The organism is Halosegnis longus (genome assembly GCF_009663395.1).
In the GTDB taxonomy this organism is placed as follows: Archaea; Halobacteriota; Halobacteria; order Halobacteriales; family Haloarculaceae; genus Halosegnis; species Halosegnis longus.
The window spans coordinates 2334664-2347915 of the sequence record NZ_QKNW01000001.1 but is presented as its reverse complement, the minus strand read 5'-3'; the positions used below and the strand labels follow the sequence as shown (position 1 = coordinate 2347915).

Sequence of the window (13252 nt, the reverse complement as noted above, 5' to 3'; positions counted from 1 at the left end):
CCGGCAATGGCCTCCGCGCTATCACTCGTCCGGTCGGTCAGCCAACCCTTATCACTCCATCCCATTGAGGTCTCCAACAATCGACTGCACCTCTGGTCCGTTGAGTGCGACCTCAATCATATTACCCTCACCGTCTTCAAACGCGAACTTGATCTGATCGCCAAAGTGTCGTGCCTCGGCCTCGGTCACGTCATAGAGTTTCGCGTCTACACTCGTTGTGGACGAACCGACGTGCTTGATTGTCCCGTCCTGAATCTCAATCATGAACTCATCAAGATCAATGGTGAGCATTAGCCAATCTTGGATGCCGATTGAAATAAGTTGTCGGCAGCAACTATTTCTATGCCGTGCTCTCGGAGTTGACCTCCTCCCACCCCTGAAGGGGTGGGATTCCCCGACGGGGATATTAGAGTTGCGCGTTTCCTCAGCAGCTCAAATACGCTTTCGCGTGGCCAGCCTCGCAGGTTGCCGCCCAATTGTGACCGAGGGCGTGCGTTCCAGCGCGTGTAGCCAGGTCAAATCGGCCTTCCCACCTGCACGTGGCAGGCGACCGCGAAGCGGTCGGCACGGTCTTCAGCGTGCTGGGCCGCACGGTTCGCGTCATCCGAAGTGTTACGCCGTGCATGGGTCACCCTCTCGTTGGCTGATATTTTCAGCCGCGTTCAAATCCGCGTGCCGAACATACCCACAATGCGGGCAATCGAACTTACTCCCGTCACGACCCACAAGTTCATTGCACTGACTACATTCCTGACTCGTGTTCTCGGGGTCTACCGTTTCGACCCGTATTCCCTCTTTCTCGGCTTTGTACGTGATGAACTGTTGCAGTTCGTAGAACGGCCACGAGTGGACGCCGTTCCACTCGCTACCGTCACGGATGTTTTTGAGTTCTTCGAGTTTGATGACGGGATTCTCGAACTGACTGGCGTATTCGACGAGTCGTTTGGAGAGGGTGTGGTTCATGTGTTGGATGCGACGGTACTCCTTGTTACCTACGCGAGTTCGGGCGCGATGCGCCCCAGTTTCCTGTAGCGAGTCACGCAGGGAACGATAGTACCGCCGCACGAACTTGTGTTCCTTGCCACTCACAAGGAACGAGTCAGCACTCGCATCGTGTGGCGTAGCGGCGAGGATGTAGTTGTGGCCAACGTCAACCCCGATGGGTGTTTCCTCGCCGTCTTGTTGCTCGTCGTACTCAACGGTGAACGAGCAATACCAATCGTCACCTTCTCGCCACACACTGAGTTTCGTCTTCTCAGCGTCACCATCGAGCAGAGCTTTGACGGGTTCTTTGATGCTGTCGTGGACGTGGATTGGCGTGTACCACCAATCGCTGATGCATGGGAACCCGATGACGACAGAGTCGTTCTCCGTCGTGTTGATTTCCCAGTTCTGGTTGTTAACCCCGATAGGTTGTTCTCCTGTGTACTTGATGGGTTCGTCGTCGTAGTCGCTCTTCGCGTTACGGATAGCTTGGTTTTGGAGTGCTGAGTAGAGTGGGTTGTCGATGTCGCCAGTTGTCACGGACGAGGTGAGCGTGCCGTCTTCCCAGCAGTCCACGAGCCATTGTTTGCACTCGCGGAGGATATGGGTGGCGCGTTGCCACTCTTCGCGGCGAGAGCGGCTGGGGTTGCGGAACGTAGTTTCCACGCTCACCTCGACCATTACGCGTGTAACATAATATTGTCGACTTATAAGTTTTGGTGGTTCAGGGAGTGGAATATCCAGCCGAGCGTCCGAGCGTGGATAGATTCCCGGTTGTCGGCTTCATCCCACGGCTAAAGCCGTGGGCTTTCGCCTCGAACTACTGTAAGACGGAGTGGCTTCGTTCTCTGCCCATATTCGATGGCTTCACACCAGTGAGGAGAAACACCGAAGCAGGAGCAGTCGAAGTTGTCGTGTATAATCGCACGATCTCAGGGTCGGTTGGACGCTCACGCGTCGTAGGAGTGGCTTTCGAGCGTCTCCAGATTCACGGAATCTAACACTGCCTCGTTGGTTGCTTCGAGAACTACAGGGGGGACGGTCGTCTCCGGGAGATGTCTGGCTCGCGTGGTCTCAAGTGCCTCGACCCACCGTCCGAGACAGAGACACCAGCGGTCGCCCGGGTCAAGACCGGGAAAATCCAACTCCGGACGCGGCGTCACAAGGTCGTTGCCGTGTTCTTTACTGAACGACAGAAATTCCTCGGTCATGACCGCACAGAGCTCGTGCCTGCCTCGGTCGTTGGGATGAGTTCCACAGCAGCCATCGCGGTTGAAACCAGTCCTTGGATCAGTATTACATGTGGCAAGTTTCTCGGCAAGAACATTTCGTTCGGGCATACCGATAGAGTGTGGTCCATAATAAAAAGCCCCGTGTGTAATTGTTTCTATGAAACCCCAGGTGTAATAGAAAGATTCGCACGTACTATCTGTCCAAATATTGGTGAGGCTCACATGCAGGATGTGAGGCGGGCTTGTTGCAGTTTCTGGACTCACTCTTTCTCGGTGTCATCGGGTCTTGCCAATAGATTCTCTTCGTATGCGGCGATTGGCTGAACGACGGCGTCTGCATCTTCCCCAGGCACGTCAAACGCGTCTAAACTATCACGCAGTAACTCAACGGCTCGCTGGATGTAATCGAGGGATGAACGAAATGTGGGGACGTGTCTCACGGACTAGTTCAGCGTCATATGTTTCTGGGCCACCAGCTGCCTCGGACAAAAACCCATCTGCGTTTGTCGGAGTTTCTCCATATCCGCTCCCCAAAGAACGGACCCAACTCGGCGTTCGCAAGAAGTCGATTATAAAAGTCGTCAACGACCCTCCGAATCGCTTGATCCCTTCTAAGCCGGTCGTACAGGGCCTCCTCAGTCATTTCGCGAACATCCGACCGAAAACAAAAATATGTTATATATCGGAATTTGTTTGGGATTAAATATAACGAACTAACCCATATTCGACAAAGTATCTCTACTCTCATCTGAGTTGCTGAATAGATGCCCTATCTCTTGCGACGCTCCCTACACCTATACTTATCCCAACATTTCTTACTTCGAGTCCTACCGCAGTAGATCGGTTGTGAATGTTTCCATTACAGCTGACTCCAATTAAAATCGAATAGTCGAGATCGACAGTCTGGGCATTCGAGCTGGTACTGGCCACTATCGGGGGGGACGTTCCAATCATCTTTAATATGGCTTTCGTGCCCACATGACGAACAGAAGAGGACTGCTTTCCGCTTAGATATAGTCACTCGCTTGACATCTCGTCTGCCGCTTCGAGGATTTCTGTGTACCGATTCCGAATCGTGACCTTACTCACATTAGCGATTTTGGACAGATCATCTTGGATGACGTCTTGATTTGTGAGTTTGGCAGCCGCATACAGCGCTGATGCTGCAATCCCGACAGGGTTTCGCCCACTGTGAACACCCGCTTTAACGGCAGCTTGAATCAGTTTACGGCTTCGACGTTCCGTTTCATCGGGACACCCCAGCTCGGAAGCGAACCGAGCAATGTATGATTCAGGGTTCGTTGGCGCCATTTTCAGTTCGAGCTCGTCTGCCAGATAGCGATAGGTGCGTTCTATCTCGATTTTATCCACACGACTCACGGCAGCAACTTCATCGAGTGTCCGGGGTGCATTCTCCAGACGTGATCCGGCGTAGAGGGCTGCTGTCGCCATCCCCTCGATCGACCGGCCCCGGAGCATGTCGTTTTTTACCGCCTGCCGATATAACACACTCGTCGTTTCCCTGATCGGATCGGGGCATCCAAGCGCGGAGGCCATCCGGTTGATCTCTCCCAGCGCCTGTTTTAGATTCCGTTCTTGGCTGTCTTTTGTCCGGAATCGCTCATCCCATGTCCGGAGGCGTTGCATTTTCTTTCGCTGACGAGACGAAAGCGACTGTCCATACGCGTCTTCGTCTCGCCAGTCGATAACCGTCGATAGGCCACGATCGTGTAATTGCTGGGTTTGAGGAGCCCCAACCCGTGACCGGTCATTCTTTTCGCGCGAATCGAACGCACGCCATTCAGGTCCGCGATCAATCTTATCTGATTCAACTACGCAACCACAGTCTTCACAGTGAGTTTCGGCCTGTGCCTCGTCGTGGACGATACGTCCACTGCACTCTGGACACGTTTTGCCCGACAGGTTATTCTGCTCTTCCTCGTCCGTCTCGTCGTGTTCTTCTGGAGAGCTTTCTTGATGAACCTTTGGCGTGGTAAATGAATCAGTCATGTTCGGTTCCCCCGATGATACAGCGGGAGGATCGCTGCCGGCGGGACAAGCGGATATCCCAAGCCTGGCAACTCACAAAAGTAGTATACAAGCTGGGTATACTGGCTCTAGACAGAAGTTGGCTGTTAGATTGCCTACTGGACTGACGAGCAGTGGATAATAATATCATATACCGCGTTTGAGCCTGAGTGATAGTAAGTTTTTATATCGCAAAAATACATTACCAATTTTGAGTTTCAGAGCAGGAATTTCAGGAGATTATTTGCTTAGGCCGAAACCAAAGATGGTTATCAATCAAAGTTATGCGGCCAGAGCCTCAACATGGATTCATGAGTTCAGAACAAGACCATCTCCAGGACACCGATACCGAAGCTCGCTTCGAATTCAAGAAAGAGGAGAAGTCGGCATTCGAGGCTGAGAAGGGGCTGACCGAGGAGACCATCCGCCTGATCTCGGAAGACAAGAACGAGCCCGAGTGGATGCTTGAACGCCGTCTTCGTGCACTCAAGCAGTTTCAGGAGATGCCGATGCCAACCGACTGGCCCGGTCAGCCTGACCTCTCGGAAGTCGACATCGACGAAATTGTCCCCTACATTCGCCCGGACATCGAGACGCGCGGCGGTGCCGAGAACTGGGAAGACCTTCCCGAGGAGATTCAGGATACCTTCGACAAACTTGGCATTCCTGAAGCGGAGAAGAACGCCCTCTCGGGCGTCGGTGCCCAGTACGAGTCCGAGATTGTGTACCAGAACATGCAGGAGCAGTGGGAGGAACAGGGCGTCATCTTCTGTGACATGGACAAGGCCGTTCAGGAGCACGAAGAGATCGTCAAGGAGTACTTCATGACCAAGGCCGTCCCGCCCAGCGACAACAAGTTCGCCGCGCTCCACGGCGCAATCTGGTCGGGCGGCTCGTTCGTATACGTCCCCGAGGACACGAACGTCGACATGCCCGTCCAGGCGTACTTCCGCATGAACTCCGAGGGGATGGGCCAGTTCGAACACACGCTCATCGTCGCCGAGGAGAACTCCGAAGTGCACTACATCGAGGGCTGTTCCGCGCCGAAGTACTCGGCGTTCAATCTGCACAGCGGTGGCGTTGAAGTGTTTGTCAAAGAAAACGCTCACGTCCAGTACTCGACGGTGCAGAACTGGTCGAAAAACACCTACAACCTCAACACCAAGCGCGCCATCGCAGAAAAGGACGCCACGATGGAGTGGGTGTCGGGGTCGATGGGGTCGAAAGCCACGATGCTGTACCCGTCAACCATTCTCAAGGGCCCCGGCGCGACGGACAACCACATCACCATCGCCATGGCTGGCGAAGGACAGAACATCGACACCGGCGCGAAGGTCTACCACAACGCGCCTGACACCAAGTCGACTATCGAGTCGAAGTCCATCTCGAAAGACGGCGGCCGCACAAACTACCGCGGCCTCGTCCACATCGCCGACGGCGCCGAGAACTCCTCGACCAGCGTGGAGTGCGACGCGCTGATGTTCGACAACGAGTCGACCAGCGACACGATGCCGTACATGGAGATTCAGGAGAGCAAGGTCGACGTCGCCCACGAGGCGACGGTCGGGAAGATCGGCGATGAGGACGTCTTCTACCTCGAATCACGTGGGCTGGACGACGACGACGCAAAGCAGATGATCGTCGCCGGCTTCATCGAGCCGCTGACAGAGGAATTGCCCATCGAGTACGCAGTCGAAATGAACCGACTCATCGAACTGGAGATGGAGGGGAGCCTCGGGTAGTGACCGGTTCGGCATTGCTAAACAAGACATCATAGGATACATCAATGGCTATCGATCCGAGTTTCGAGAACACCTACTAGGAAGTTGACCGCCACAAGGACCACCGAGTATGGACGACAGATGGCGAGGAACCAACGGAGGACAAACAGGGAATCCACGGAACCCATGTCGCAGTGGATTTCGACATCTGTGTCGCGGACGGGGCCTGTCTGGAGGACTGCCCCGTTGACGTATTCGAGTGGACCGATACCCCTGGCCACCCCGAGTCCGAAAACAAGGCCGATCCTAGCTACGAGGACCAGTGCATTGACTGCATGCTCTGTGTCGATATCTGTCCTGTCGATGCAATTGACGTCGACCCGGGACGTGCTGGGAGGCTCTGACCCCCGAGAGGAAGAGTGCTGACGATGATTCTGACATTACAGTGTTATCGGTGCGGGACCGACTACGAGTACATCGGTACCTCGCCACATCCGGGCCAGTGCCAGGCATGTAACTCACCGGCTGTTCCCCCTGCGGGGAGTCTCAACGTCCTCAACAGCAGTTACTGGGAGAGTGCAAACGGCCTCTCGAAAGTCTGGGTCTATGCACTTGACGAACGCGATCGCCCGTTCGAATTCGAGGTTGCCGCACAGGGCAACCGTGGAAAATTAGTGGCACTGAGAGTCGACGGTATAGCTGTCGATCCACAAGTAGACGAGACGCTCGAAACGCTTCCCCCGGCGGTGAAAATCGAACTCGCTGACGCGGGAATTGAACGAGTAGATCCCAACATACTCACACAATAAGATTAGTTGACAATTTTCATGTGAGCGACCGGTGTCCGGAAAGGTATGGGCAGGGTGCCTCTCGCTGGAACAATCTCTTAGGCAACCAATGTTGTCGAGATGAGACTCGCTTGAGGACGATTATTTAGCTCGACTAATGCGTCTGTTGCGGTTCGCTGCTAGTGGTTTCTTCGGGGTAAGTCGCCGGTTGGGTAGTCATTATTCAATCATATGGACAGACGGTGAACCGCAGAAATCGGAAATCGAGAGGTATCTGCAACGAGTCCCGAGAATTGTGTTTCCGCATTGGGTCTCACCCCGGATAGTTGCGAGGGTTAGATGCCAAACTCTATCTTTCTGCGAGGAGAGAATCCCGCCCTTCAGGGCGGGAGTGAATCCGACAACTCCCTCACAACCCACTGTCGATGGCAGGCCGGATATTCAACGCTCATCCACATCATTAAGTAAGCTCGTCTACATAGGCTATGTATGGCGATTAAGGTCACGCGAACCTACGTTGGGTCCATTCAGAACCAGCGACAGGTACGCGATGGCCTCGATTCGCTCGGAGACTCTGCCTCGAAGATATGGAACGTCGCACGCTGGACAGCCGACCGAATCTGGGACGAAACAGGCGAAATCCCAGACGAAGGAACGCTCAAAGCGTACATGAAGAACCGGGAGTGCTGGAAAGACCTGAACGCACAATCCAGTCAGAAAGTCATCGAAGAACTTTCCGACGCTTTCCAGTCGTGGTTCGAACTGCGACACAAAGACGGCGAGGCGAATCCGCCCGGCTACCGCAAACACAGCGACAGACGACCCCGAAGTACAGTCACGTTCAAAGAAGACGGGTTCAAACATGACCCAGAGACCAATCGGGTTCGACTCTCGAAAGGCTCCAATCTGAAAGAGCATTTCTCGGACTTCATCCTCTGTGAGTATCAGACTCGTCCCGACGTTGACCTCTCAGAAGTCAACTCGGTGCAGAACGTTCGTGCCGTCTGGAATGGTGGGGAGTGGGAACTGCACTTCGTCTGCAAAGTCAACCTCGAAACCAACGACTCAGCGGGCGACGGCGTGGCAGGTATCGACCTCGGTATCACGAACATCGCTACAGTCGCGTTCCCTAACGAATACGTCCTATACCCCGGCAACTCAGTTAAGCAGGACAAACACTACTTCAAGCGTGCTGAATACGATACGGAAGGTGAGAACGGCCCATCTGAAAAGTCGATGTGGGCGCGTCGAAAACTCACAGAGCGCGAGACGCACTTCTACCACGTCCTCTCAGACGCAATCATCACAGAATGTGTCGAGCGCGATGTTGGAACGCTCGCGGTGAGCTGGCCCGAGAAGGTTCGTGACTCAGACTGGGGCAAGACGGGCAATAAGAAGTTGCATACGTGGGCGTTCGACCGTATCTACCAGTACCTTGACTACAAAGGCGAGATTCGCGGTGTCGAGGTACGGAAAGAGAACGAGTGGAACACCTCGAAAACGTGTTCACGATGTGGTGACGCCACGAAGTCGAACCGCAAACACCGTGGGTTGTACGTCTGCTCGTCGTGCGGGTTAGTCGGGAACGCGGATTGCAACGGGGCGGAAAACATGCGTCAGAAGATAACTCCGAGTCCTCACGGCGAGGATAGGAGTAACGGCTGTGTGGCACAGCCCTCGACACACCTATTCGACCGCGAGAGCGGGACGTTCACCACGAGAGAACAGGTCGTGTCGTAGACCGGCAAATATCCCACCCGCAGTACGGGAAGCCCCGCCGTTCACGGCGGGGAGGATGTCACACAATACGCGCGTGATTGCACAGAAGCCACATATCAAAAACCACCCTCCGAGGTTGTGCGATTCAGCAGAAACGGTTTCAAATTGCTTTCTGGGCTGTCTCGCGGAGATATCGAGAAAGGCACTCAGTCGTGTCTGCTACCATCTGGTGAGGGTGTCGGTGTGGCTTCCAGGTTGTTGACTTCTGTGAGGAGCGACACGAGATCTGCTTCAGTCACCGGCTGTGCCGTCGTCCCAAGCCCTGCATCACGAGCAACACGCACTGCACTCGGGGGATGCAGGTTCGCGTCTGCCAACAGCGCGTTATTGTAGAACACCGCTCGGGGCGTTCCGCTTCCAACGACATTGCCGTCGGCCATCACACAGACTCGGTCTGCGACTTCAGCGGCAAATTCGAGATCGTGCGTCGAGAGGACGACGCTGATACCGTCCTCGTGAATCTGCTGGATTCGCTCGGCGACCAGTTGGGACCGCTCGGGGTCGAGCCCTGCGAGCGGTTCGTCCAGCACGACCACACTTGGTTCGAGGACGAGCACGCCAGCGAGGCCAACGAGGCGCTTTTCGCCACCGCTCAGGTAGTGTGGGATTCGGTCTTCGAGGTGGCTCGCGTCGACGGTCGCGAGCGCCTCACGAGCGCGCGCTCTCGCTTCGTCACCGGGGACGCCGTAGTTCTGGAGGCCGAACATCACGTCATCGAGGACCGTGGGCGCGACGAGTTGCGTATCGGCGTCCTGGAAGACGAAGCCGACTTCTCTCCGCGCATGTGCCGCGTTATCTTCGGTGATTGGGGTGCCGTTGACGACGAGATCGCCGTCGTCGGGAACGAGTGTCGCGTTGAGGTGTTCGAGGAGTGTCGACTTCCCGGCGCCGTTGCCGCCGACGAGTGCGACGACTTCGTCGGGGTACACCGAGAAGTCGACGTCGTGCATGCCGACCGTGCCGTCGGGGTAGGTGTGGGCCTCACACTGAAGATCGACGAGCGGTGAATCGTCTCGACTCACAGTCTCACCCCGTAGACTGCGACCGCTGCGTAGCCGACGACGGCAACGTACGAACCCACCACGATGAATAGTTCGTGGGTCGGTGGCCGCGAGACGTCGCCGTACAGCGTGATGTCGCCGTTGTAGCCACGGGCTTCCATCGACTTGACGAGCCGTTCTGACTGCTCGATTGCCGACAACATCGTCATGCCAAGGATTCTGGCGTACAGCCGTTTGTTCGCCCAGAACTCTGAGAAGTTCGCACCTCGGGAGAGTGCGGCTTTCACCAGGTCTTCAAGCGTCTCGATCATGACGAATGTGAACCGATAGGTGAGCAGCGCGATCTGGTCAATCGGTCGTGGGAGCAACCGGCCGAGCATGTAGGCGACGTCCGTGTATTTGGTCGTCATTGAGGCCGTCAGCGTGAACGTGACGACCGTGAGTGACCGACAGGTGAGTTCCCCGAAGAGCACGAGCCCTGCCCACGTGACAGAAAGTTCACCGAGCGGTGTCGAGAGCGCGCCACCGATCGGCGTCCCCGGTTCGAGAAACGCCAGCGGCCCGGCAACCGAGACGATGAACAGCATCGGGAGCGTGTACCACCCAGCGAGTCGTCGGTATGGCAGTCCCGCGAGTCCATAGACAAATAGTACGGCTCCGTATAGTCCGGCCAAGAGCGCAAGGCGGTCGAACACCGTGACGGCGAGGACGAGTGCACCGACGACACCGACCTTCGTCCATGGATTGACGCGGTGTAACGGTCCGTCTCGCCGTTCGGCGAACGCCGTGATGAGCCGCGGATCGGGAACGTGGTTCGAGAGTGTTGTCACGGTTACTGAGCTGGGCGTTCTCCGTCCTCGAAGCCACCGTAGCGGTCGACGTAGACGTACAGTCCGATACCGAGGACAACCAGTACGAGGACGAGCGCGCCGAATTCGAGCATCATTCCGCCCTTCCGAATGGGGCCGGCCACCACGATACCGCGGCCGAAGTCGATAAGCGAACCGCCACCCTCCTGCACACCGCGCTGGAGCGCCTGTGCGGAGCGTTTGGCCCACGGCAGGGCACCGCCGGTTGCGGTGAAGCCCCAGTACCCAGCGGCGAGAAAGGCAACGAAGAGGGCAGCAAGACCACCGTACTGCTTCCAGCGCTGCATCAGGCCGTCACCCCGGTCGGCTCCTCCTGGGTGTCACGGTCGGCGAGGCCGACGAGGTCGGGGCGGACGGACGCGAGGAACTGAACGATGAAGCCCGTCAGGATACCCTCGATGACTGCGACGCCGAGGTTGAGACCAACGAGCCCAGCGACGGCAATCGTCAGATCACCACGGGGGAGCGCGCTTCCGTTCACGCCGCTGATGACGATGATCGCTCCCATCAGGAACGCGCCTGCGGAAAGGCCGAGCGTTGCGGCACTGGCGCCGGCGGGGAAGACGTCCCAGTCCATCCTCACCAGGGTCTTGAACGCGTAGTAGGCGACGATAGCTTCGCTCGCGTTGACGAGCGTGTTCGCGCCGAGGAGGCCGACTGCACCGTGGCCGAGTGCTGCCGAGAAGATGTTCACGACCAGTGCGATGAGCGCTCCAAGCAGCGGCCCAGCAAGAATCCCCACGAGCCCGGTGAGGTTCATGTGGATACCGCCCCAGACGGGGATATTTAATTGGAAGATCGCGAAGCTCGCGGCCGCACCGATGCCGGCGAGCGCTATCTGGTGTGTCTTGATGCCGCCCTTCCGGACTCGGTAGATGACGGCACTGATCAGTCCGGCGCCAAGCAGCGTCCAGAGTACCAGTGCCCATAGCGGGAACGAGCCTTCTCCGAGGTGAATGTGTGCCATCGTGTTATCAATAATAAGGACTATTCTATTAAATCTGGCCATATCCAATACAGCAGTTAATATCTCGTCGAATAGCCAATATGAGAGCTTAGTAAGGAGGGCATATTGACACGGACACTCTCGACGAATCGGATACTGGCCAATACCTGAACGCTTGCAGAAAATGACGACCCTCTCACCGTAGGTTCGCTTAGTGGTTCTTGGACTCGATCGATCTCGATGAGATCGTATGCATTGAGATGACCAGTCTCAACTACTGCACTCGTGGGTTCGTGAGCGGTCTGCCGACGCAAAGTGGTCGATGAAGTTCAGTGACCCCGAGATTCGCGCGGTTGTCATGGGTCGTGATATCCACAGCGACCCGGAGGCGCACCTCGAAAGCCTTCGGCAGCGTCTGGGCGGGATTCGTGATGAGGAAATTGTCACTGACGGCGGCATCGACCAGCCGGCTAGCGACGACGACCGCACTGACTGGTCGGCCGACCGCTGGGAAACGTTCCTCCGCGAGCACGACGCGGTGCTGATGCTCGTCGACGCCAACCACGAGATTCACCACTTCGAGATCGACGACGGCGAGCTGGTGTTCCTTCGCGGCGGCTCGCTCGGCTACGATTATCAGGGCAGCCGTGCCGCACTGGAGGCGTTTGTCGACGACGACGGCCCGTTCCGCGTCGTCTCGGAAGACGAGGAAGCCGAGATGCGCCGGCGGCTACAAGACGGCGAGTGGGCGACGCCAACGAGGTGGGCGTCGGTATGAACAACGTCGCCAGCCGCCGCCAACGGAGCAAAGAGCGACAGTGGATTAGCTCGCACGCACACGTCGACGGCGTCACGCGCGGGACGATTCTCGAATACGAGGACGCCGAGTGGTGTCTCGTTACCGAAGTTGACCCCGAGTGTGAGCCCACGCGCATCGGCTTCGTCGTCATCGACCGGCTCGGCGACGGCCTCGTGCGCGAACTCGAAACCGCGTGGGGCTGTTGGGAACACTATCTCGCGGTGCAGGAGCATCGCGACGGGCCACACGAGCTGTGGACGGACGCGTCGCGCATCGGTGACGATGGAGCCTTCGACGTGCTTGGTCCCGTGCACCCGAGCGTTCGCGACCGTGACCACGACCGAACTACTGGGGAGGTGTCCGTCTGATGGCCGACGACACCACCGAGCGGGCGCTGGCTGTGACGCGCGAGGCACTCGCTAACGTCACACAGATTCCCGCCGCAGCGCTGTCGGGCGACCAGCACGCGGCCGTCAGCGAGGTCGCCGAGACGCTCGGCGCGCTGGAGAAGGAGCTCACGAACGAGGCCGAGCAGCAGCGAGGTGAGGAGTGAGGTGTCCCCCGACGAGACATCCCACGACAACAGCGAGCAGACAAACCCACACGAGCAGATGGACGCGGTCTATCGCGACCGTAATCTGCTCGCCTGTGCGTTCGCTGAACTCGCACCGATGGGCGGCTGGACGCCCGCACCGGACTACGACCCCGAGGAGTGGGCCATCGTCCACGCCTCAACGCCGACGGGACAGGTGTCGTGGCACGTTCCGCGCGAGATGGCGGCATCGCTGGTGACGCGTGACGACGACTACGAGTGGGATGGCCACAGCCGCGACGTGAAGAACGACCGACTGGCGTCATGGGCGGAGGAGGGGTGTTGGTACTGATGGCCGATGCTGACCTCCGCCGCTGTACGACGTGCGGGAAAGAACTCCCGCGCTCGCTCCCGTACGAGCTGTGGCTGTTCCACACCTGCTGGTCGTGCTTTGCCGAGCCAGCGCCCGACCGGTGGGGAGCGGGCACGGCTGGGTCGCTCGGCGGAACCTGCCGCAAGTGGCTCTACACCCCGCGCTGGCACATGACCGCGCCCGTACAGGAGGTGGCCTGA

17 protein-coding genes and 1 pseudogene are annotated in these 13252 nt (G+C 57.4%); 9 read left to right on the top strand and 9 right to left on the bottom strand.

Going from position 1 to position 13252, the window contains the following annotated elements; translation table 11 throughout:
* Positions 1-51: 51 nt before the first annotated feature.
* The 5 genes from DM818_RS12725 to DM818_RS12705 form a co-directional block, all read right to left on the bottom strand.
* On the bottom strand, positions 52-291 hold the full coding sequence (locus tag DM818_RS12725) for a hypothetical protein (protein WP_075936366.1): 240 nt from the start codon (positions 289-291) through the stop codon (positions 52-54).
* A 321-nt stretch (positions 292-612) separates the two neighbouring features.
* On the bottom strand, positions 613-1665 hold the full coding sequence (locus DM818_RS12720; protein ID WP_075936367.1) for an RNA-guided endonuclease InsQ/TnpB family protein: 1053 nt from the start codon (positions 1663-1665) through the stop codon (positions 613-615).
* A gap of 269 nt (positions 1666-1934) precedes the next feature.
* Complete coding sequence (locus DM818_RS12715; protein ID WP_153952661.1) at positions 1935-2324, bottom strand: DUF2237 family protein; 390 nt, start codon at positions 2322-2324, stop codon at positions 1935-1937.
* A 346-nt stretch (positions 2325-2670) separates the two neighbouring features.
* A complete protein-coding gene (locus DM818_RS15210) occupies positions 2671-2859 on the bottom strand; it encodes a hypothetical protein (RefSeq protein WP_234953621.1) in 189 nt (62 codons plus the stop codon).
* A 374-nt stretch (positions 2860-3233) separates the two neighbouring features.
* Positions 3234-4226, bottom strand: a complete 993-nt coding sequence (locus tag DM818_RS12705) for a transcription initiation factor IIB (RefSeq protein WP_075936369.1) — start codon at positions 4224-4226, stop codon at positions 3234-3236.
* 329 nt (positions 4227-4555) lie between these two features.
* On the opposite strand from DM818_RS12705, the gene sufB reads away from it, so the two are divergent.
* From sufB to DM818_RS12685, 4 genes and pseudogenes are all read left to right on the top strand, one after another.
* Positions 4556-5986, top strand: a complete 1431-nt coding sequence (gene sufB, locus DM818_RS12700; RefSeq protein ID WP_075936370.1) for a Fe-S cluster assembly protein SufB — start codon at positions 4556-4558, stop codon at positions 5984-5986.
* A 44-nt stretch (positions 5987-6030) separates the two neighbouring features.
* Positions 6031-6369 (top strand): annotated as a pseudogene (locus tag DM818_RS12695) (4Fe-4S dicluster domain-containing protein).
* Between the two features lie 24 nt (positions 6370-6393).
* The gene (locus DM818_RS12690; protein ID WP_075936371.1) at positions 6394-6774 is read left to right on the top strand and encodes a hypothetical protein; all 381 of its coding nucleotides are present in this window, start codon (positions 6394-6396) and stop codon (positions 6772-6774) included.
* Positions 6775-7242: 468 nt separating this feature from the next.
* Positions 7243-8493: an RNA-guided endonuclease InsQ/TnpB family protein gene (locus DM818_RS12685; protein ID WP_075936372.1), complete on the top strand. Its 1251-nt coding sequence runs from the start codon at positions 7243-7245 to the stop codon at positions 8491-8493.
* A gap of 185 nt (positions 8494-8678) precedes the next feature.
* Here DM818_RS12685 and DM818_RS12680 read toward each other — a convergent pair whose 3' ends face one another.
* From DM818_RS12680 to DM818_RS12665, 4 genes are all read right to left on the bottom strand, one after another.
* Positions 8679-9482 (bottom strand): energy-coupling factor ABC transporter ATP-binding protein, encoded by an 804-nt coding sequence (locus DM818_RS12680; RefSeq protein WP_079988953.1) that lies wholly within the window; start codon positions 9480-9482, stop codon positions 8679-8681.
* A gap of 68 nt (positions 9483-9550) precedes the next feature.
* Entirely contained in the window at positions 9551-10363 is an 813-nt protein-coding gene (locus DM818_RS12675) for an energy-coupling factor transporter transmembrane component T family protein (RefSeq protein ID WP_075936374.1), read from the bottom strand.
* A gap of 2 nt (positions 10364-10365) precedes the next feature.
* The gene (locus DM818_RS12670) at positions 10366-10689 is read right to left on the bottom strand and encodes a cobalamin transport operon protein (protein WP_075936375.1); all 324 of its coding nucleotides are present in this window, start codon (positions 10687-10689) and stop codon (positions 10366-10368) included.
* Positions 10689-11369: an energy-coupling factor ABC transporter permease gene (locus DM818_RS12665; protein WP_153952660.1), complete on the bottom strand. Its 681-nt coding sequence runs from the start codon at positions 11367-11369 to the stop codon at positions 10689-10691. Before DM818_RS12665 ends, DM818_RS12670 begins: the two co-directional genes overlap by 1 nt.
* A gap of 301 nt (positions 11370-11670) precedes the next feature.
* Here DM818_RS12665 and DM818_RS12660 point away from each other — a divergent pair, with 301 nt between their 5' ends.
* Genes DM818_RS12660 through DM818_RS12640 form a run of 5 tightly spaced genes read left to right on the top strand, consistent with a single transcriptional unit; the run spans position 11671 to position 13252 of the window.
* Positions 11671-12126, top strand: coding sequence for a hypothetical protein (locus DM818_RS12660; RefSeq protein ID WP_075936377.1), 456 nt, complete (start codon positions 11671-11673; stop codon positions 12124-12126).
* A complete protein-coding gene (locus tag DM818_RS12655; RefSeq protein WP_143823773.1) occupies positions 12123-12515 on the top strand; it encodes a hypothetical protein in 393 nt (130 codons plus the stop codon). The genes DM818_RS12660 and DM818_RS12655 overlap by 4 nt, the downstream gene beginning before the upstream one ends.
* On the top strand, positions 12515-12700 hold the full coding sequence (locus tag DM818_RS12650; protein WP_075936379.1) for a hypothetical protein: 186 nt from the start codon (positions 12515-12517) through the stop codon (positions 12698-12700). Before DM818_RS12655 ends, DM818_RS12650 begins: the two co-directional genes overlap by 1 nt.
* Positions 12690-13031: a WDGH domain-containing protein gene (locus DM818_RS12645; protein WP_172977320.1), complete on the top strand. Its 342-nt coding sequence runs from the start codon at positions 12690-12692 to the stop codon at positions 13029-13031. The genes DM818_RS12650 and DM818_RS12645 overlap by 11 nt, the downstream gene beginning before the upstream one ends.
* Positions 13031-13252, top strand: coding sequence for a hypothetical protein (locus DM818_RS12640; RefSeq protein ID WP_075936381.1), 222 nt, complete (start codon positions 13031-13033; stop codon positions 13250-13252). The genes DM818_RS12645 and DM818_RS12640 overlap by 1 nt, the downstream gene beginning before the upstream one ends.